Origin of the sequence: Mesorhizobium sp. B2-7-3, from assembly GCF_006440715.1 — a bacterium.
Classification (GTDB): domain Bacteria; phylum Pseudomonadota; class Alphaproteobacteria; order Rhizobiales; family Rhizobiaceae; genus Mesorhizobium; species Mesorhizobium australicum.
The window spans coordinates 1-18,485 of record NZ_VFTY01000021.1; the positions used below are offsets into that span (position 1 = coordinate 1).

At 64.5% G+C, this 18,485-nt stretch carries 19 protein-coding genes; 7 read left to right on the forward strand and 12 right to left on the reverse strand.

What is annotated here, in order from left to right; translation table 11 throughout:
• Positions 1 to 147: 147 nt before the first annotated feature.
• Complete coding sequence (locus FJW04_RS29270; RefSeq protein ID WP_140718274.1) at positions 148 to 1,011, reverse strand: LysR substrate-binding domain-containing protein; 864 nt, start codon at positions 1,009 to 1,011, stop codon at positions 148 to 150.
• Positions 1,012 to 1,120: 109 nt separating this feature from the next.
• Here FJW04_RS29270 and FJW04_RS29275 point away from each other — a divergent pair, with 109 nt between their 5' ends.
• Both FJW04_RS29275 and FJW04_RS29280 read left to right on the forward strand, forming a co-directional pair.
• Positions 1,121 to 1,528: a 4-oxalocrotonate tautomerase family protein gene (locus FJW04_RS29275; RefSeq protein WP_015318530.1), complete on the forward strand. Its 408-nt coding sequence runs from the start codon at positions 1,121 to 1,123 to the stop codon at positions 1,526 to 1,528.
• Positions 1,529 to 1,631: 103 nt separating this feature from the next.
• A complete protein-coding gene (locus FJW04_RS29280; RefSeq protein WP_140718276.1) occupies positions 1,632 to 3,854 on the forward strand; it encodes an AMP-binding protein in 2,223 nt (740 codons plus the stop codon).
• Between the two features lie 27 nt (positions 3,855 to 3,881).
• Here the strand turns inward: FJW04_RS29280 and FJW04_RS29285 are convergent, their stop codons facing one another.
• Together FJW04_RS29285 and FJW04_RS29290 are read right to left on the reverse strand one after the other, a co-directional pair.
• Complete coding sequence (locus FJW04_RS29285; protein ID WP_224584719.1) at positions 3,882 to 4,628, reverse strand: phosphatidylcholine/phosphatidylserine synthase; 747 nt, start codon at positions 4,626 to 4,628, stop codon at positions 3,882 to 3,884.
• 74 nt (positions 4,629 to 4,702) lie between these two features.
• Positions 4,703 to 5,401: a phosphatidylserine decarboxylase gene (locus FJW04_RS29290; RefSeq protein ID WP_015318533.1), complete on the reverse strand. Its 699-nt coding sequence runs from the start codon at positions 5,399 to 5,401 to the stop codon at positions 4,703 to 4,705.
• A gap of 405 nt (positions 5,402 to 5,806) precedes the next feature.
• On the opposite strand from FJW04_RS29290, the gene FJW04_RS29295 reads away from it, so the two are divergent.
• Positions 5,807 to 6,673, forward strand: a complete 867-nt coding sequence (locus tag FJW04_RS29295) for an SMP-30/gluconolactonase/LRE family protein (protein ID WP_140718278.1) — start codon at positions 5,807 to 5,809, stop codon at positions 6,671 to 6,673.
• On the opposite strand, the gene FJW04_RS29300 is transcribed toward FJW04_RS29295, so the two are convergent.
• The 4 genes from FJW04_RS29300 to FJW04_RS29315 all read right to left on the reverse strand — a co-directional run bounded on the left by FJW04_RS29300 (position 6,670) and on the right by FJW04_RS29315 (position 10,929).
• Complete coding sequence (locus tag FJW04_RS29300; protein ID WP_041163878.1) at positions 6,670 to 7,017, reverse strand: antibiotic biosynthesis monooxygenase; 348 nt, start codon at positions 7,015 to 7,017, stop codon at positions 6,670 to 6,672. The genes FJW04_RS29295 and FJW04_RS29300 overlap by 4 nt on opposite strands.
• 94 nt (positions 7,018 to 7,111) lie before the next feature.
• Complete coding sequence (locus FJW04_RS29305; protein ID WP_140718280.1) at positions 7,112 to 8,995, reverse strand: ABC transporter ATP-binding protein/permease; 1,884 nt, start codon at positions 8,993 to 8,995, stop codon at positions 7,112 to 7,114.
• A gap of 25 nt (positions 8,996 to 9,020) precedes the next feature.
• Positions 9,021 to 9,368 carry a metalloregulator ArsR/SmtB family transcription factor gene (locus FJW04_RS29310; RefSeq protein WP_015318537.1) on the reverse strand — a complete coding sequence of 116 codons (348 nt, stop codon included), beginning with the start codon at positions 9,366 to 9,368 and terminating at the stop codon, positions 9,021 to 9,023.
• Between the two features lie 79 nt (positions 9,369 to 9,447).
• Positions 9,448 to 10,929 (reverse strand): LysM peptidoglycan-binding domain-containing protein, encoded by a 1,482-nt coding sequence (locus FJW04_RS29315; protein ID WP_140718282.1) that lies wholly within the window; start codon positions 10,927 to 10,929, stop codon positions 9,448 to 9,450.
• 127 nt (positions 10,930 to 11,056) lie between these two features.
• Here FJW04_RS29315 and FJW04_RS29320 point away from each other — a divergent pair, with 127 nt between their 5' ends.
• The 4 genes from FJW04_RS29320 to FJW04_RS29335 all read left to right on the forward strand — a co-directional run bounded on the left by FJW04_RS29320 (position 11,057) and on the right by FJW04_RS29335 (position 13,966).
• Positions 11,057 to 11,668, forward strand: coding sequence for a TIGR00730 family Rossman fold protein (locus FJW04_RS29320; RefSeq protein WP_015318539.1), 612 nt, complete (start codon positions 11,057 to 11,059; stop codon positions 11,666 to 11,668).
• An 80-nt stretch (positions 11,669 to 11,748) separates the two neighbouring features.
• On the forward strand, positions 11,749 to 11,916 hold the full coding sequence (locus FJW04_RS29325; RefSeq protein WP_181173087.1) for a hypothetical protein: 168 nt from the start codon (positions 11,749 to 11,751) through the stop codon (positions 11,914 to 11,916).
• 159 nt (positions 11,917 to 12,075) lie between these two features.
• The gene (locus FJW04_RS29330) at positions 12,076 to 12,858 is read left to right on the forward strand and encodes a glucose 1-dehydrogenase (protein WP_140718286.1); all 783 of its coding nucleotides are present in this window, start codon (positions 12,076 to 12,078) and stop codon (positions 12,856 to 12,858) included.
• A 109-nt stretch (positions 12,859 to 12,967) separates the two neighbouring features.
• Positions 12,968 to 13,966, forward strand: a complete 999-nt coding sequence (locus tag FJW04_RS29335; RefSeq protein ID WP_140718330.1) for a transporter — start codon at positions 12,968 to 12,970, stop codon at positions 13,964 to 13,966.
• On the opposite strand, the gene rarD is transcribed toward FJW04_RS29335, so the two are convergent.
• The 5 genes from rarD to FJW04_RS29360 all read right to left on the reverse strand — a co-directional run bounded on the left by rarD (position 13,944) and on the right by FJW04_RS29360 (position 18,484).
• Positions 13,944 to 14,870, reverse strand: a complete 927-nt coding sequence (rarD, locus tag FJW04_RS29340; protein WP_140718288.1) for an EamA family transporter RarD — start codon at positions 14,868 to 14,870, stop codon at positions 13,944 to 13,946. The two genes, FJW04_RS29335 and rarD, sit on opposite strands and share 23 nt — an antisense overlap.
• An 83-nt stretch (positions 14,871 to 14,953) precedes the next feature.
• Positions 14,954 to 16,576: a citramalate synthase gene (gene cimA, locus FJW04_RS29345; RefSeq protein WP_181173083.1), complete on the reverse strand. Its 1,623-nt coding sequence runs from the start codon at positions 16,574 to 16,576 to the stop codon at positions 14,954 to 14,956.
• Positions 16,573 to 17,523: a prolyl aminopeptidase gene (gene pip, locus FJW04_RS29350; RefSeq protein WP_140718292.1), complete on the reverse strand. Its 951-nt coding sequence runs from the start codon at positions 17,521 to 17,523 to the stop codon at positions 16,573 to 16,575. Before pip ends, cimA begins: the two co-directional genes overlap by 4 nt.
• Complete coding sequence (locus tag FJW04_RS29355; protein ID WP_140663054.1) at positions 17,520 to 17,996, reverse strand: GFA family protein; 477 nt, start codon at positions 17,994 to 17,996, stop codon at positions 17,520 to 17,522. Before FJW04_RS29355 ends, pip begins: the two co-directional genes overlap by 4 nt.
• Positions 17,993 to 18,484 carry a GFA family protein gene (locus FJW04_RS29360; RefSeq protein ID WP_140718294.1) on the reverse strand — a complete coding sequence of 164 codons (492 nt, stop codon included), beginning with the start codon at positions 18,482 to 18,484 and terminating at the stop codon, positions 17,993 to 17,995. The genes FJW04_RS29355 and FJW04_RS29360 overlap by 4 nt, the downstream gene beginning before the upstream one ends.
• Between the last annotated feature and the right edge of the window lies 1 nt (position 18,485).

Genomic DNA, 18,485 nt, shown 5'->3' on the forward strand with positions numbered 1-18,485 from the left:
CCCCCAAACCCCTCGGCCCGTCCTACTCCAAGCCGACCGCAAGGTCGGCTTTTTCTTTGCGACAGCTTTTGCTTTGCAACAGACGGGTCGACCGCAAGTCGGCTTTCCATGCCAAAAGACCGGCGACGGAACTTCGCGCCTCGCCAATCAACCAAGCGGTCCGGACAAAGCGAGGCTACCGCCGAGCAGCGTCGCCAGATCGCCCGCGGGCGCATCGGCACCGGCGCGCAGCCGGATCGCGAAATCCGCCATCGGAACCGGCGGCAAGCCAAGTTCGCGGGGCGCTTCGACAATGCCGGAATGGGCAAAGCGCGGGGTTCGCAAGGTCAGCGCAACACCGGCATTTACCGCAGTGCGCAGCCCGGCCAGGCTGGCGCTGCCGGCAGCGATGCGATAGCGGCGGCCGGCCGCGTCGAGGGCGGCGAGCGCCGCCTCGCGAAATCCGCAATAGGGGTCGAGCAGCGCCAGCGGCAATTCTTCCTGCCGCGAGGCCAGTCCCTTGTTCGAACACAGCCATATCATCGGCTCGCGCAGCACGCCGACCTCGTCCGGCACGGCAGCCTGGCGCATGACGATCGCCAGATCGAGGCTGCCAGCTTGTAACGCCTGCCCCAGTTCGGCGGAGCGGCCGACACGCAATTCGATCCTGACGCGGGGATGGCTGGAGGCGAAGGCACGCAGCAGGTCCGGCAGGCCGCTATCGGCGAAATCCTGCGTCGTGCCGATGGCGACGCGCCCGGCAGCGCGTGCGCCCTTCAGCGCCAGCCAGGCCTCGCGATGCACAGCAAGAATACGCCTGGCGTGCCCGACAAGATCCTCGCCTGCCGGCGTCAGGCCGCGCCGCCTGCCCTGCGGCGCCAGAACCGGCTCACCAACGATCTCTTCCAAGCGCTGCATCTGCGCCGTCACCGCCGAGGGTGAGCGGCCGACATTGGCCGCCGCCTGCGCCAGCGAACCGCTGTCGACGAAAGCAAGGAAGGTTCTGAGCAGGTCGGGATCAAGCGTTTCCATAATTCGATATTATCGAATCGTCATTTGAAAACAATTCAGTTTTTTCGATCAAAAGATGATGGCATGGTCTTCAACGGCGCCCACGCCGCTAAAAACCAAGGAGAGAAGAATGCCCATCATCAATGTCAGCGTCACCGGCAAGCCCGACGCCACCCTGTCGGCCAGCATCGCCAGGGAAATAACCGAGATCACCGCCACGCATCTGCGCAAGGATCCGACGATCACCGCAGTTGCCGTGTCCTATCTCGATCCGCAGCACTGGTTCGCCGGCGGCAAGTCGCTCGCCGAGCACGGCACCAACACATTCTGGCTCGACATCAAGGTGGTCGACGGCACCAACACAAAGCTCGAACTGGAGGCCTATCTCAAGGCGATCTTCGATGCCCTTGGCCGCCTGCTAGGCGGCGTGCACCAGGAGAGCTATGCTTTCGTGCATGAGGTTCCGGCAGCGGCCTATGGCTACGGCGGCAAGACGCAGGAGTTCCGTTTCATCAGCGGGCGGCTGAACGCGGCGTGAGGGCGCCCCTTCCGCATTGACCTTGCCTCGACTTCCGCTAGGCTCTGCCCCCGAAGCGGCCGCACAAGAGCCGCAATGACAAAATCGTTGGGAGAGACGCGGCATGATCCTGACACTGGCGCTGCTTGCGGGTCTGGTTGTGGCCTGGTTGCTGATCGGCGTGGTGGAAAAATTCCGCCTCGGCCTGCGCTTCACCCAAGCGCTGCTCTACGCACCGTTCAAGCTCGCCTACCGGATCAGCGACAATCGCATTAAGATCGCTCGCAAGGCGCAGGTGCCGGTCATCTATGTCATCTCGCACCAGTCGCGCTTCGAGCCGGCGCTGATGCTGTCGCTGCTGCCCGACGACACGCTGCATATACTCGACGAGGTCTCGGCGCGTTCGCCTTGGCTCGAACCGTGGCGCGAACTCGGCCGCACCATTGCCTTCAACGCCGAACATGTCTTCGTCAGCCGCCGGCTGGTGCGCGTGCTGAAGGGCAAGGGCCGGCTGGCCGTCTATCTGCCGGACGCGGTCGAGCCCGACGTCAAGACGTTTCGGCTGTTCCGCGCCGTCACCCGCATCGCCATGCAGGCCGACGCCCGCATCGTGCCGATCTTCGTCGCCGGCGCCCGCAACCTGCCGGTGTCGCTGACGCCGGCGGACAAGGCACCGCGTCACTGGTTTCCACGGCTGTCGGTCAGTGTCCTGGAGCCGATGACGATCGCCGAGCTGGTGGCGCGCAATCCGGACCAGGCTTCCAACACCAATGCGCTGTTCGACCGCGTCGCGGAGGCCCGGCTTTTTGGCACCGACCTCGACCGCGGCCTGTTCCTTGCCATGCGCGACGCCGCAACCAGGATCGGCGCTTCGCATGCGATCATCGAGGACGTCATTTCCGGGGCGCTGAGCTACCGCAAGATGTTCATCGGCGCGCGGGTGCTGGGCAGGCGCTTCGAGGCGGTGACGGCGCCGGGCGAAGCTGTGGGGGTGATGCTGCCCAACGCCAACGGCGTCGTGCTGTCGCTCGTCGGCCTGCTCTCGGCGGGCCGTGTGGCGGCGATGATCAACTACACGGCCGGGCCGGCAAGCGTCACCGCGGCTGTCCGCACCGCCGTCATCCGCACCGTTGTCTCTTCGCGTGCCTTCGTCGAGAAGGCCGATCTCGCCGATATCGTCGCCGCGGTTGAAAAGGGCGGCGCCAGGCTGCTGTGGCTGGAAGATGTACGCGAAAGCGTCACCACGCTGGACAAGCTTGCAGCCGCCTTGCTGTGGCGCCTGCCGCTGCAGCGACAGGACGCGGCAAAGCCCGGCGTGATCCTGTTCACCTCGGGCTCCGAAGGCACGCCGAAGGCCGTTGTTCTGTCGCAAAAGAATCTCCTCGCCAATGCCATGCAGGCCGAGGCGCGGATCACCATTTCGCCGGCGGACATCCTGCTCAACGTGTTGCCGGTGTTCCATTCGTTCGGCCTGACGGGCGGCACCATCCTGCCACTGGTCACCGGGGTAAAGCTGTTCCTCTATCCCTCGCCTCTCCACTACAAGCTCATCCCCGAGATCGCGCGCAAGGTGAAACCGACCATCATGTTCGGCACCGACACGTTCCTCGCCAACTATGCGCGCACCGCCAAGGACGGGGATTTCTCCAGTCTGCGCTTCGTCGTCGCCGGCGCCGAGGCGGTGAAGCCGGATACCCGCCGCGTTTATCGCGAACGCTTCCAGGCCGAGATCATCGAGGGCTTCGGACTGACCGAGGCGGCGCCCGTGGTTGCCGTCAACACCGCGATCCACGGCCGCGACGGCACGGTCGGCCGGCTTCTGCCGGCCATTCGCATGAAACTGGAGCCGGTCGAAGGCATCAACGATGCCGGCCAGTTGTGGCTCGACGGGCCGAACATGATGATGGGCTACATGACCGCGGACCGCCCCGGCGAGCTCCAGCCCCTGACCGGCTGGCACGACACGGGCGATATCGTCGCCGTCGACCGCGAAGGCTTCATCAGCATTCGCGGCCGCGCCAAGCGCTTCGCCAAGATCGCTGGCGAGATGGTGTCGCTGGGTGCGGTCGAGATGCTGGTGCAGTCGCTTTGGCCGGAAGAACGCCATGCGGCGGTGGCGGTGCCGGACAAGAGGCGGGGCGAGCGCATCGTGCTGGTCACCACCGCCGACGATGCCAGCGCCGAGGAGTTGCGTCAGTTCGGCAAAAAGGCCGGAGCGGCCGAACTGATGGTGCCGAACGACATCGTCAAGGTCGAGGAGATCCCGGTGCTCGGTTCCGGCAAGACCGACTATGTGTCGACGAGAAAGCTGGCGATCGACCGGCTCGGACTTGGCGTGGCGGCCTGAGTCGGACCAAGGACTTCGGCCGACTTTCTAACCTATGTCCGAAGGCGGCACTTTCTCGCCTTCCAGCTTGGCTCGCTTGGAATAGGCGCGCACGCTGAATGGGAGAAAGATCAGGTAGCCCGCGACCGATGCCGTCAGCGTGTACCAGGGATAGGTCATCAGCAAGAGAATGTAGAGGACGACGGCGAGGATGACCGGCAGCACTCTGTCGCCGGGGATCTTGATGCTCTTGCCTGAATAGACTGGCAAGCGGCTGACCAGCAGGAAGGCCACCAGGATGGTGAAGCCGGTGGCGACGAAGGCGGCCGGCCGGCTGGGCTCCACCCCAAGCCGCAGGAAATAGAGATAGAGCGGCAGCATCACCAGAACGGCGCCTGCCGGCGCCGGCACACCGACGAAATATTCGGTCTGCCATATCGGGCGGTCGGCTTTCTCGTCGTCGAGCACGTTGAAACGCGCCAGCCGCAGCCCGCAAGCGATCGCAAACAGCAGTGCCGCGATCCAGCCTGGCGAGCCGGCGCGGTCGAGCAGGAAGGCATAGAGCACTAGTGCCGGCGCAACGCCGAAATTGACGATGTCGGCCAGGGAATCCATCTGCGCGCCGAATTTGGAGGTCGCCTTCAGCATCCGCGCCAGGCGGCCGTCAATGCCGTCGAGAAAAGCGGCCAGCAGCACCATCACCACCGCCGGCTCGAAACGCCCCTCGAAGCCGAAGCGGATGCCGGACAGGCCGGCGCAGATGGCAAGCACGGTGACCAGGTTGGGCAGCACCATGCGCATGGGGATCTCGCGGATGCGCGGACCGCCGCTGGCATGGGCCTCGAATTTTTTATACTGCGTGCCCACCTTCAGGAAATCCGCACGAGGGGCGTGCCGGCGACACCGCCGAATTCGGCGAGCACGGTTTCGCCGCCGACCGCCGTCTGGCCAACGGCGACGCGCGGCGTGGCGGTCAAGGGCAGGAACACGTCGACGCGCGAGCCGAAACGGATCAGGCCGAAACGCTCGCCGGTGCCGATCGAAGCGCCGGCCTCGGTCCAGCAGACAATGCGGCGCGCCACCAGGCCGGCGATCTGGACTGCCGCCACCGTGCCGTTGGGGCTCTCGATGACGAGGCCGTTGCGCTCGTTTTCCGTGCTCGCCTTGTCCAACTCGGCATTGAGGAATTTTCCCGGCCGATGTTCGATCCTGGCGATGCGGCCGCGCACCGGAGAGCGGTTCACGTGACAGGAAAAGACGTTCATGAACACGGAGATGCGGGTCATCTCGACATTGCCGAGGCCAAGCTCGCGCGGTGGCACGGCCGGCCCGACCGCCGAGACGATGCCATCGGCGGGGCTTACCACCAGGCGATCGTCAACAGGCGTGACGCGCTCGGGGTCACGGAAAAAATAGACGCACCAGGCGGTCAGGATCAGCCCGATCCAGAACAGGATCGAGGAGAAATAGCCGAGGAACAGCGTCGCCGCGCCAAACGCCGCGATGAAGGGATAGCCTTCGCGATGGATCGGTACGAACGCGTTCTTGACCGTGTCGACAAGGCTCATGGGCTGGGGGCGGTCCCTGTTTCAGGTCCGGCCTCAATAGCCGAAACACCCCCTGCCCGCAACGCGACAATCGCCGGCGCGGATGAACGGGCAAGGGCGGGCCTGTGACCGCGGATAGCCGGGCGCTCCGTGTGTCGTGAAATGGATACCGGGTCGCATGCCTGTCGTGCCGTCAAAAGCCATCCCTTGACTGCGCCAAGGCAGCCAGAATGGCCGAAAAACCTATCTGCGCCGACGCCGCCCTTGCGCAGACCGGCACCTGTGGCGTCAACGTCACACCGATGCGGCGTTCTTCCTGCGCGAAAATACAGCGGTCCGCTGTCGGGAGACTCTCATCTCGCCCGTCCTTGGTGGGAAGCGCTTCATCGCAAGGGCCGATGACGCGCGCAACGGAGGCTCCTGATCATGCGAATATCGTCCGGCGACAAACCGTACATCGTCATGGAAGGTCTCGCCTTCGGGGAATCGCCACGCTGGCATGACGGACGCCTGTGGGTCTGCGATTGGGGCACCGGCGAGATCATCGCCGTCGATGCCGGCGGCAGCCGCAAGATCATGCTCACGATTCCGGCTGTCCTGCCCTACTCCATCGACTGGCTGCCGGACGGTCGTCTGCTGGTTGTCTCAGGCCGCGAGGGCCTGCTGTTGCGGCAGGAAGCCGATGGCTCGCTCGTCACCCACGCCGACCTGCGCAGCTTGTCGAAAAGCCCATGGAATGAGATCGTCGTAGACGGGCGCGGCAACATCTACGTCAATGGTGGCGGGCCGGCGCCGGCGGCCGGCCAGCATTTCGGTCCCGGCACCATCGTGCTGGTCACACCGGATGGCGCGGTCAGGCAAGTGGCGGACACTATCGCCTTTGCGAACGGCATGGCGGTGACCCCGGACAACAAGACGCTGATCATTGCCGAATCCCATGCCAACCGGCTGAGCGCGTTTGACATTGCCGCCGACGGTTCCTTGTCCAACAGACGCACCTGGGCCGATCTCGACGGATATCCCGACGGCATCTGCCTCGATGCGGACGGGGCGGTCTGGTATGCCGACGTTCCCAACAAGCACTGCGTGCGGGTGCGCGAAGGCGGTGACGTCTTGCAGACCGTCACCGCCGATCGCGGCTGCTTTGCCTGCATGCTGGGCGCTGCGGACCGGAAAACGCTGTTCATCACCGCCGCCGAGTGGCGCGGCTTCGAGCGTATGACAAGCGACGCCCGCACCGGCAAGGTGCTCGGCATTGAAGCGCCGGCACCGAGTGTGGGGTGGCCTGGCTAGAGTCCCGGCACGCGCTGATAATTGGCGATATCAGCTCGCACTCCGAGCCGGGCGATCGTCTCCTGCGGGTTGAAGGCTATGCGCTCGTGCGCAGCCTTGACGATCGGTACCACATTGTCGACGGCAGCCTGGCTTTCCCATTCGACGATGGTGACCAGGTTGAATTCGCCCGGCCCTGAGAATTGCTCGAGCAGAAAGTCCTGGACGAAGCCTTGCTGCAGACGCAGCAACTCATGCGTCATCTTCACCTTTGCGAGGATTTCATCGCGGGCATTGGCGGGCACCACGAACTTGTCGACCCTGAACACGCTGCCGCCGTTAACGTCCTGATTCGTAAAGCTCATATCCATTTGATTCCGTCCTCGACAATGCTGTTTTGCGGCTCTCGGGCGACGGTCTACAATCTCAACCTAAGTTGAGGTCAAGAGCTTTTTTGAGCTACGACATCTCCGATGTGCGCCGGCGTACGACGACACCCAGTTCGTCGCTTTCGCGGGCAATGCGCAGCCGCTCCTCGGCTTCGGTCGCCTCGCGCTGGCGGTCCCACATCGAGGCATAGAGGCCGTGCTTTCGCATCAGCTCGACATGAGTGCCGCGCTCGGCGATCTGGCCGTCCTTCAGCACGATGATCTCGTCGGCGGCAATAACCGTCGACAGGCGGTGGGCGATGACGATGGTGGTGCGGCCCTTGCTGACGAGGTCGAGCGCGGCCTGGATCTCCTGCTCGGTGTGGCTGTCGAGCGCCGAAGTGGCTTCGTCGAGCATCAGGATCGGCGGTGCCTTCAGGATGGTGCGGGCGATCGCCACGCGCTGCTTCTCGCCGCCGGAAAGTTTCAGCCCGCGCTCGCCGACCATCGACTTGTAGCCGTCGGGCAGCTTCTCGATGAACGGCCCGATCTGGGCGAGTTCGGCGGCCTTGCGCACCTCCTCCTCGCCGGCGCCGACACGGCCGTAGCGGATGTTGTAGGCGATGGTGTCGTTGAACAGCACCGTGTCCTGCGGCACCATGCCGAGCACCGCGCGCAGGCTGTCCTGCGTCACGTCCCTCACGTCCTGGCCGTCGATCAGAACCTGGCCACCCTGCACGTCGTAGAAGCGGAACAGCAACCGCGAGATGGTCGACTTGCCCGCACCCGACGGCCCGACAATGGCAACGGTCTTGCCGGCCGGCACCTCGAAGGAGACGCCCTTCAGGATCTTGCGGTTCGGATCATAGGAAAAGTGGACGTCGCGGAACTCGACCTTGCCGGCGCTGACGGCCAGCGGCTTGGCGTTGGGCTTGTCGACGATCTCCTGCGGCACGTCGAGGAGGTCGAACATGTGCTCGATGTCGGTGAGGCCCTGGCGGATTTCGCGATAGATGAAGCCGATGAAGTTGAGCGGCACGGAAAGCTGTACCAGCATGGCATTGATGAAAACGAAATCGCCGACGCTCTGGGTGCCGGCCTGCACCTCCAGCGCCGACATGCACATGACGACGACCGTGCCGACGCCGAAGATGAAGCCCTGGCCGAAGTTCAGCCAGCCGAGCGAGGTCCAGGTCTTGGTTGCGGCGATCTCGTAACGCGCCATCGAGCGGTCGAAGCGCTCGGCCTCCATGCGCTCATTGGTGAAATACTTGACCGTCTCGAAGTTGAGGAGCGAGTCGATCGCCTTGGTGTTGGCGTCGGTGTCGCTGTCGTTCATGTCGCGGCGGATCGAGATGCGCCAGTCGCTGGCCTTGACCGTGAACCAGACGTAGAGGCAGACGGTGACCGCCACCACGGCCACATATTTCCAGCCATAGGTGAAACCGAATATGCCCGCGGTCAGCGCGAATTCGAGGATCGTCGGCGCGGTGTTGAGCATGATGAAGCGGACGATCGTTTCGATGCCCTTGGTGCCGCGCTCGATGATGCGCGACAGGCCGCCGGTGCGGCGCTCCAGGTGGAAGCGCAGCGACAGCTGATGCATGTGCACGAAGGTGCGGAAGGCAAGCTGGCGAACCGCATGCTGGCCGACCCGGGCAAACAGCGCATCGCGCAGCTGGTTGAAGCCGAGCTGGACGAGCCTCAGCACATTGTAGGCAATGACCAGCATCACCGGGGCAAGCATGAACGATGGCAGCGGCGGTGGCGTTTTGAAGCCGCCCGCCAGCGCATCGGTCGCCCATTTGAAGAAATAGGGACCGGCGACCAGCGTCACCTTGGCGACGACCAGCAGCAGCGTCGCCCAGGTCACCCGCGCCCTGAGATCGGCGCGGTCGGCCGGCCACATATAGGGCCAGAGATTGCGCAGTGTCGTGAGTGTCGAGGTGTCGGCGGAGACGGTTTTTTCGGCCACTTTTCTTGCCTTTTGGGTGAGAGGGTCAGCGGCCGGAGCAGCAGGAATTGATGAGCGCGCCCAGCGATGCCGATACGTCGGCAAGTGCCGCGCGATCGACCGCATAGCGCGATCGCTGACGGTCGGGCTCAAACCGGACGAGGCCCGCCTCGACCAATATTTTCAGATGCTGGGAGATCGTCGACTGGGCCAGAGCGAAACGGTCGACGACCTCACGGCAGCAGCAGGAATTGCTGGCCGACAGATGCCTCAGTATCTCGATCCGCGCCGGATGCGAAAGTGCTGCGAACCGCGCCGCGACAGCGCGGCTGTCCGGCATGCAGCCAGGCAGTGCCGAGGCGGCATGGTCTGGTAAGGGAACGCATTCTGTCATCGTTCATCGGCGATAGACGATGAACGATGACAGGGCAAGCTAGGCCGATGGGTAGATCGCCGGAATTGCCGGTCTATCCCTATTCCGTCTTCATCGGTGCGGTCGTCGCCTGCTCGCCCATTGCCTTGAGGTCGGCGGCTTCGCCTTCCTTCGACTTTTCCGGAACCTTGAACACCTGCCCCGGCCAGATGCGGTTCGGATTCCTGATCTGGTCCTGGTTGGCGAGGTATATGGTGGAGTAGCGCACGCCGTGACCATAGACGCGCCGTGAGATCCGCCACAGTGTGTCGTTGCGCCGAATGATGACCGCGCTGTCGGCATGTTCGAGCTTGGGCGACACGATTTCAGGCACGTCGCTTGGCGGCGTGGCTGCTGCGACGTTAGCCGGAGCCTCGGTGGCTGGCGCGGCGGGAGCCGGCGCGGTCTCGCCCGGAGCAGCGGCGGCAACAGCGGGCGCCGCGGGCTTGGCCTCGGCGGGCTTGGTCTCGGTGGGCTTGGTCTCGGCGGGGGCAACGGCGGCGACCGCCTCGCCCGGTTCGCGCTCGAAGGGCACCGCGGCGCGGGCCACCACCTTCACGCCATCGGCATCGAGGCCGTCGACATGGATGGTATAGCTGCCGACCGGAATATCGCGCGTCGCCTCGACCAGGAAATGGCCGTCCGACGAGGTCTGCGCGTCGCCGAGCAGGATGTCGTTGGCGTAGGCGCGCACCTTGCGGCCCGGATCGGCGAGGCCGGCGACAAAGATCTTGTTGCCGTCGATCTCGACTGCCTCGACCACGATCTTTGGTTCGGCCACGGCTGCCGCGGGCGCGGCCGGTGCCGCCGGAGTGGGTTTTGCTTCATCCACGGCTGGCGTGGCCGTCGCCGGCGCGGCGGGCGCTTCAGCAGCAGGAGCGGCAGCCTGGTCGCCGGTTGCCGGCGCCGGCTTTGGCTCAGATGCCGGAACGGTCAGCAGTTCGGCCGGCTTGCCCGGCTCCTCGACCATGGCCAGCACCTGGCCAGCTGCATTCGCGGGCACCGAGACGACTGCGGTCTGCGCCGAGGCGGTCACGACCGCGCCAACCGTCGAACGCAGGGCGATCGTATAGTCGCCGGGCTTCAGCGGATCTTCGAGCACGATGACAAAGGCACCATCGGGACCAGCAACCGTGGAGCCGATCACCGTCGCGCCGTTGAGAATTTCGACCTTCGAGTTGGGCGCCGCGTTGCCGGCAACGACGATCGAGCCGTTGCTCTCGACCCGTACGACATCGAAAGTCGGCGCGACCGGACCCGCCGTCGCGGGCGCCGCAGGCGCCGCAGCGTCGGTTGCAGGTGCTGCCGGGGCCGTCGCCTGAGGTGCCGCGCCCGGCGTGGCCGGCATCGTCGGAGCCGGCAGGCGCCCTTCCGTGCCAGGATCGGCCGGCTTCGGCGCCGCGGACGGCGTCAACGCCGCGACTTCCGCCGGCGGTGTGCGATGAAGATACGGGTCGAGTGCGCCCGATACATAGGCGGTTCCCGCGGCCGCTACGGTCCCACCCGCCGCGAACAAGAACGCCTTCAATGGATTGATTGCCATGTATTTCCCTGCCCCTTAGCCACCTAACGCCGGTCTAGCGTGTTTTGCCATGACCGACAAGAAAAAGCCCGGCCTTCTCAACCCTAGGGCTTGACCGCGCTTTCAGACCCAATCACCAATCATCGGCATGAACACGATTCGATCCGTTTGCGTCTATTGCGGCTCATCTCCGGGCCGCGATGAAATCTATGTCAAGGCCGGCCACCTGCTTGGACGCTCAATTGCAAAGGCAGGCCTGCGGCTGGTCTATGGCGGCGGCACCAAAGGCATTATGGGCGCCGTCGCCGAAGGCGCGCTCAAGGCCGGCGGCAAGGTGACGGGCATCATTCCGCGCTTCCTGATCAACAAGGAAGCAACCGAAACCGCGCTTGACCGGCTCGACGAGTTGTCGATCACCGACAACATGCACGAGCGCAAACACAAGATGTTCGAGAAATCCGACGCCTTTGTGGCGCTGCCTGGTGGCATCGGCACAGTCGAGGAGATCGTCGAGATCATGACCTGGGCGCAGCTTGGCCATCACCGCAAACCGATCGTCTTCGGCAACGTCAACGGATTCTGGGATCCGATGACGGCGTTGCTTGATCACATGGCGGCGGAAGGCTTCATTCATACCGCGCAGCGTGTGAAGCCGCTGGTCGTCAACGATCCCGAGGCCATCGTCGCCGCCATCATGGTCGCCGGCTCCTCGGTCGACGCACCGACCGAGGGCGTCCAGTCGGTGATCGACAAGATGTAAGGTTGCGGGAGAGCAGTAGGTTTGCAGTGTCGGAGCGTACACTTCCCCCTACTGCCTACTGCCTGCTCCCTCCGAGCAGCTTGCCCCAGGTCGGCGACATTCCCGGCAGCGGCATGATGTTCGAAGTCGGCAGCGATGCCGATGTGCGCGGCCATCTCGCCACCTTGCCACTGGTCAAGGCTGGCATGATGGACATTGCCGCGATCGTGCCACTCAATCCCTGTCCGGGATTTGGGCCGAAGCGCTGAGGCCGACGGCCGCGACAATCGAGGTCGTCAGCAGGACCGCCAGGCCGACAAGCGCCTTGCATCTCATCAAGCCACGCGGCACGCTGGCGCTGCCGCTTGCCAAGGGCCGAACGAGCCTTCGACTGACGGGCGACAAATCGCAATCGATGAAGGTGCAAATTGCATTCGACCGACTATCTCGACCAACTGTTCGGCCTCGAAGGCAAGCATGCCTTCATCACCGGCGCCAGCCGTGGCCTGGGCCTCGCCTTCGCGGAGGCGCTTGCGAGCGCCGGCGCGCGCGTCACGATCGGCGGCCGCAAGGCCGACGATCTGAAAGCGGCCGCGGACAAGTTGCGCGCCGCGGGCCATTCGATCACGGAAGCGGTGATCGACGTAACCGACACCCAGTCGGTCGACCAGGCAATCGCGGCGGCGGAAACCGGCACCGCACCGATAGACATCCTGGTCAACAATGCCGGCATCCAGCGACGGGCGCCGTTGGAGACCTTCAGCGACGCCGACTGGGACGCGTTGATGGCCACCAACCTGGACGGCGTGTTCAAGGTGAGCCGGGCCGTCGTAAAGGGCATGATCGCGCGCCAAAGGGGGTCGATCATCAATGTCTCCTCGGTGCAGAGCGTGCTCGCACGCCCGTCGATCGCGCCCTACGCGGCGAGCAAGGGCGCCATCACCATGCTGACCAAGTCGATGGCCGGCGAATGGGGCCAGCACGGCGTGCGCGTCAACGCCATCGCGCCGGGCTATTTCAAGACCGAGCTCAACGCCGCGCTGGTCGCCGACGAGACATTCTCCGCCTGGCTGACCGGCCGCACGCCGATGCGGCGCTGGGGCGAAGTGAGGGAACTCGCGGGCGCTGCCGTGTTCCTGGCGTCCGACGCCGCCAGTTTCGTGAACGGACAGATGCTGCTGGTGGATGGCGGGATCACCAGCGTCCTGTAAGGGGGGCGCGCCGTCACGGAACAGTCACACTAAATCGGGGATGCCGTGCTAGAAATCGCGCTTGGCCGCCCCCGCGACCCCGACCGCATCAGAGACCGGCGAAGCCGCCATGAACATCGCCATCCCCTCCGAAGGCACTGACCTGTCGCCTTACCTGCCCGATGAGCACGGTCTGTTCTTCATCTACCACTTTACCACCGAGGGGGTGCGGACCAGGGATACCGCCGCAGCGCATTGGACATGGCGCAGCTACCAGCTTTCCGACATGCGCGCCCGCCACGAGATCGGCGCCGATCAGGCCTTGCCGGCACCGGTGCGCGAAGCCTTCCTGACCGCCAGCCATGGCTGCCACATCGACCTCGAGGATGACTGGCTCTATGGCGATCTGCCGGACCTGCGTCATGATTATTCAGCGGAAGCCGGCGGGCTTGGTCATTTCCGCTTCGCCCTCAACGACACGATGCTGGTCGGCGCCCGCAAGCAGCCGCTGCAATCGGTCGACAACATCCGCAAGGCGATCGAGAACGGATCGCGCAAGTTCCGGTCTCCGGCCGAGCTGATCGAGGCTGTCGTCGGCCAGTCGTTCGACGGGATGGCGACGGAACTCGCGGCACTCAGCGACAGTCTCGACGGCATTGAGGACCGCATCGTCTGCGACGCATGGCACAATGAGCGGCAGGCGCTGGTCGATGCACGCCGGCATCTGGTGGTCATCCACCGGCAGATGGCGACGCTGACCAACCTGTTTCGCCATCTCGACCATTCGCACCGCAACGACCTGCCGGATTCGATCAACGACATGGCGGCGCGGCTTTCGCACCGCGCACAGACACTGCACTATGACGGCGAGCAGTTGCAGGCGCGCACGCGGCTGCTACAGGACGAGCTGATGGCCAAGCTGACGACGCAGTCGAACCGGCTGCTTTACGTGCTCTCGGTGATGACGGCGGTGCTGTTGCCGATGACCATCATCTCAGGCCTGTTCGGCATGAATGTCGGCGGTTTGCCGCTGGTCAACACCCCGTTGGGTTTTTGGGTGATCACGGGCGCGTCGCTGCTGATCGCGGGCGTGACCTATCTTTTTGTCAGGCGGCTCGGGCAGATGTAGCCCGGCGCGCCGTCGCCAGCATGGACCAGGAATAGACCGCAAGGGCCGCCCAGATCAGGGCAAAGGCGATGGCTTGCGTGGTGCCGAACGGCTCGTCGAAGATCAGCACGGCAATCAGAAACACCATGGTCGGCGCTATGTACTGCATGATGCCGATGGTCGAGAGGCGCAGCAGCTTGGCGCCAAAGGCGAACAGCAGCAGCGGCACGGCCGTCACCGGCCCGCAGCCGATGAGCAGCGCGGTGTCGGTGCCATTGCTGGAGACGAAATGGTCCTGTCCGGTGGCGATAAGGAAGACGATGTAGCCCAGCGCCGGCACCGACAGCAAAAGCACTTCGAGCAGGAAGCCCTGGCTGGGACCGATCGGCAGCGTCTTGCGGAAGAAGCCGTAGGCGGCGAAGGAAAACGCCAATGCCAGCGACACCCAGGGCAGTTTGCCGCCGTCGATTGTCAGCACGGCGACGGCGACCGCCGCAAGCACCACCGCCGCGATCTGCAACCGGTCGAGCCGCTCGCCGAGCAGCAGTGCGCCGACCACGACGTTCACCAGTGGGTTGATGTAATAGCCCAATGCCGTCTCGACGGTGCGGTCGACCGCGATCGCCCAGACATAGATGCCCCAGTTGACCGAGATCAGCGCCGCCGTCAGCCCCGCCATGGCGATGGTGCGAGGCGAGCGGATCGCCACCTTGAAGTCGGCCGTGCGGCCGGCCCAGACCAGGACCGCCGCGGCAATCGGCACCGACCAGACGATGCGGTGTGCAATCACCTCGGCAAGCGGCAGATGCGCCACCGCCTTCATGTAGAAGGGCAGCAACCCCCACAAGAGATAGGCACCCAGCGCCAGCAAGAAGCCGCGGCGGGCTTTCGATTCTGCATCGGGAGTAATTGCTTCAGCGGCCATGGCCCAACGCTATGGCCCAGTAATCTTGGCAATACCATCGCAAAGTTCTGATGGATCAATGGACTTTCGCTGATGGTTCAAACTTACTCCGCCGCCACCAGCCCCGCCATCTCGCGATTCTTCATCAGCTTGTAGACGATCGAATCCATTAGCGCCTGAAACGACGCGTCGATGATGTTTTCCGAGACCCCGACCGTCCACCAGCGCGCGCCGGTACCGTCATGCGATTCGATGAGCACCCGGGTGATGGCCTCGGTGCCGCCATTGAGGATCCGCACCTTGAAGTCGGCAAGCTCGAGATCCGCGATCTCGTTCTGGTATCTGCCGAGATCCTTGCGCAGCGCAATGTCGAGCGCGTTGACGGGGCCATGGCCCTCGGCCACCGACATCTTCTCCTCGCCCTCGACCAGCACCTTGACCACTGCTTCCGACACCGTCTTCAACTGGCCATTGGCATCGAAGCGGCGTTCAATCATGCAGCGGAACGAGGTGACGTGGAAGAATTCGGGCAGGCCATGCAGCATCTTGCGCGCCAGGAGTTCGAAGGAGGCGTCGGCGCCCTCATAGGCGTAGCCCGAGGCCTCACGCTCCTTGACCACCGATATCAGGGCGTCGAGCCGATGGTCGTCCTTCGGCACATCGATGCCGCGCCGCTTCAACTCGGCGAGGAAATTGGCCTTGCCGCCCTGGTCGGAGACCATGACGCGGCGGCGGTTGCCCACGGCCTGCGGCTCCACATGCTCATAGGTCGCCGACTCCTTGGCCAGCGCCGAAGCGTGGATACCCGCCTTGGTGGCAAAGGCGGAGGAGCCGACATAGGGCGCCTGCGCTTCCGGAGCGCGGTTCAACAATTCGTCGAAGGCGCGCGACAGGCGCGAAATGCCGGTAAGCGCTTCGGCTGAGATTCCCGTCTCGAAGCGGTCGGCGAAAGCCGGCTTCAGCGCCAGTGTCGGCAGGATCGAGATCAGATTGGCGTTGCCGCAACGTTCGCCGATGCCATTCAGCGTGCCCTGGATCTGGCGCACGCCGGCCTCGACGGCGGCAAGGGAATTGGCCACCGCCTGGCCGGTGTCGTCATGGGCATGGATGCCGAGTTGCTCGCCCGGAATGCCTGCGGCAATGACCTTCTCGACAATTGCCCGCACTTCCGAGGGTTGCGTGCCGCCATTCGTGTCGCATAGCACCACCCAGCGCGCACCGGCGTCGTAGGCCGTTTTCGCACAAGCGAGCGCATAGTCCGGATTGGCCTTGAAGCCGTCGAAGAAATGCTCGCAATCGACCATTGCTTCCTTGTCCGAAGCGACCGATGCCTCGACGGACACTTTTATGGAGTCGAGGTTCTCCTCGTTGGTGCAACCGAGCGCCACGCGAACATGGTAGTCCCAGCTCTTGGCGACGAAGCAGATGGCGTCCGATTTCGATTGGACAAGCGCCGCCAGCCCCGGATCGTTGGAGGCTGAGACCCCAGCCCGCTTGGTCATTCCGAACGCAACGAATTTTGCGCGTGCCGTGCGCTTCTGCTGGAAGAATGCAGTGTCGGTCGGATTGGCGCCGGGATACCCACCTTCGACATAGTCGAAGCCGAACTCGTCGAGCAGTTTGGCAATCGCGATCTTGTCCTCGACCGAAAAGTCGATGCCCGGCGTCTGCTGGCCGTCGCGGAGCGTGGTGTCGAAGAGATAGAGGCGCTCGCGGCTCATCGTCATTTGCCCGCAAACTTGTCCGTCGCGCGGATCAGCCGGTCGAGGATGCCCGGCTCCGAATAGGCATGACCGGCGCCTTCGATCAGATGAAAGTCCGCCTTCGGCCAGGCCTTGTGCAGCGCCCAGGCGTAGCGCGCCGGGCACGGCATGTCGTAGCGGCCGTGAACGATGGTGCCGGGGATGTCCTTGAGCTTCCCGGCATCGCGCAGCAACTGTCCCTCCTCGAGCCAGCCGGCATGGACGAAATAGTGATTTTCGATGCGGGCGAAGGCGACGGCATAGTCGTCCTCGCCGAACGGACCGCTGGTTTCGGGTTCAGGAAGCAGCGTGATCGTCTCGCCTTCCCACAGGCTCCAGGCGCGGGCGGCCTCGATCTGCGCCTTTCGGTCGGACCCGACCAGCCGCTTGCGGTAGGCGGCCATCATGTCGCCGCGCTCGGCCTGCGGGATCGGCGCCAGGAAACGCTCCCATTTGTCGGGGAACATCTCCGAGACGCCGAATTGATAGTACCATTCGAGCTCGGCGCGGGTCAGCGTGTAGATGCCGCGCACCACCAGTTCGCTGACGCGATCAGGGTGTGTCTCGGCATAGGCGAGCGCCAGCGTCGAGCCCCAGGAACCGCCGAACACCAGCCAATTGTCGAAGCCGGCCATTTCGCGCAGTCGCTCGATGTCGGAAACGAGATGCCATGTCGTGTTGGCCTCCAGCGAGGCGTTCGGCGTCGACTTTCCGCAGCCGCGCTGATCGAACAGGATGACGTCGTAGAGCTTGGGGTCGAACAGCCGCCGGTGTTTTGGCGAGATGGTGCCGCCCGGTCCACCATGCAGGAACACGGCCGGCTTGGCGCCCTTGGTGCCTGACCGCTCCCAATGGACCATATGGCCGTCGCCGACATCGAGCATCCCCGAGTCGAACGGTTCGATTTCCGGATAGAGGGTGCGCAAGCTCATATTTTCAGGCCCTGTTGCGGCCAGTTGGCCGTTTCGTGATCGGGGTGTTGGAAGGAGATGATTTGCTCCTGCCGCGCGTAATAATCGGGATCCTGGTGGACAGGCTGGTCGAAGATCGTCTCGACCCAAGGCAGCCGTGCCGCATAGTTGACCTGGATCCGCGGCGCCAGATCCGAGCGGTCGTCGAAGGCGCCGATGGCGATCTCGAGCCCGCCGGGCTGCCGGTAGGTCAGCGGCGTGCCGCAACGGGCGCAGAAGCCGCGATCGATGTTGACCGAAGACTGGAAATAACTTGGTTCTTCATGGGTCCATTCGACGCCATCCTTGGGTACCGTCACCAGCGCGCCGAAGAAGGAGCCGAACTGTTTCTGGCACATGCGGCAATGGCAGATGGACGCACGTCCCAGCGCCCCCTTGATGCGGAAGCGCACGGCGCCGCATTGGCAGCCGCCGGTTCGGACAGTTTCGGTCATGGTCTTTCCTCCGGCGGCCATCGGTCGGTGTCGTGGTCGGGATGCTGATAGGAGACGAGCTCGGCGAGATAAGGAGCCGAGCCGATATCCGCCATCGTGTCCTCGCCCGGCAATCGCGGAATGGAATCCACATAGGGCAGTTTTGCTTCCGTGCCCCACTGGATGGTCGGCGCGATACCAGCCGGATCGTCGAAGGCGGCGATCGCCAGAGCCATGCCGTCGGGCGCCTCGAAGGTCAGCGGCGTGCCGCATTCGGCGCAGAAACCGCGCCATGCTGCATTGGAGGAACGGAACCGCTTGGGTTCGCCGCGCGTCCAGTCGACCTTGGCGCCGCGCACCGAGACCAGCGGCAGGTAGAAATTGCCGCTGGCCTTCTGGCACATGCGGCAGTGGCAGACCGAGGCGTCGCCGAGCGCGCCTTCGACGCGGAAGCGCACCGCACCGCACTGGCAGCCGCCTGTGTAGACAGGCCGGTTGTCGAGGCTCATT

Bases quoted from the DNA above. Each gene is read 5' to 3' on its own strand.
- FJW04_RS29270 (WP_140718274.1), bottom strand. From the start codon at position 1,011: ATGGAAACGCTTGATCCCGACCTGCTCAGAACCTTCCTTGCTTTCGTC.
- FJW04_RS29275 (WP_015318530.1), top strand. From the start codon at position 1,121: ATGCCCATCATCAATGTCAGCGTCACCGGCAAGCCCGACGCCACCCTG.
- FJW04_RS29280 (WP_140718276.1), top strand. From the start codon at position 1,632: ATGATCCTGACACTGGCGCTGCTTGCGGGTCTGGTTGTGGCCTGGTTG.
- FJW04_RS29285 (WP_224584719.1), bottom strand. From the start codon at position 4,628: ATGGTGCTGCCCAACCTGGTCACCGTGCTTGCCATCTGCGCCGGCCTG.
- FJW04_RS29290 (WP_015318533.1), bottom strand. From the start codon at position 5,401: ATGAGCCTTGTCGACACGGTCAAGAACGCGTTCGTACCGATCCATCGC.
- FJW04_RS29295 (WP_140718278.1), top strand. From the start codon at position 5,807: ATGCGAATATCGTCCGGCGACAAACCGTACATCGTCATGGAAGGTCTC.
- FJW04_RS29300 (WP_041163878.1), bottom strand. From the start codon at position 7,017: ATGAGCTTTACGAATCAGGACGTTAACGGCGGCAGCGTGTTCAGGGTC.
- FJW04_RS29310 (WP_015318537.1), bottom strand. From the start codon at position 9,368: ATGACAGAATGCGTTCCCTTACCAGACCATGCCGCCTCGGCACTGCCT.
- FJW04_RS29315 (WP_140718282.1), bottom strand. From the start codon at position 10,929: ATGGCAATCAATCCATTGAAGGCGTTCTTGTTCGCGGCGGGTGGGACC.
- FJW04_RS29320 (WP_015318539.1), top strand. From the start codon at position 11,057: ATGAACACGATTCGATCCGTTTGCGTCTATTGCGGCTCATCTCCGGGC.
- FJW04_RS29335 (WP_140718330.1), top strand. From the start codon at position 12,968: ATGAACATCGCCATCCCCTCCGAAGGCACTGACCTGTCGCCTTACCTG.
- rarD (WP_140718288.1), bottom strand. From the start codon at position 14,870: ATGGCCGCTGAAGCAATTACTCCCGATGCAGAATCGAAAGCCCGCCGC.
- cimA (WP_181173083.1), bottom strand. From the start codon at position 16,576: ATGACGATGAGCCGCGAGCGCCTCTATCTCTTCGACACCACGCTCCGC.
- pip (WP_140718292.1), bottom strand. From the start codon at position 17,523: ATGAGCTTGCGCACCCTCTATCCGGAAATCGAACCGTTCGACTCGGGG.
- FJW04_RS29355 (WP_140663054.1), bottom strand. From the start codon at position 17,996: ATGACCGAAACTGTCCGAACCGGCGGCTGCCAATGCGGCGCCGTGCGC.
- FJW04_RS29360 (WP_140718294.1), bottom strand. From the start codon at position 18,484: ATGAGCCTCGACAACCGGCCTGTCTACACAGGCGGCTGCCAGTGCGGT.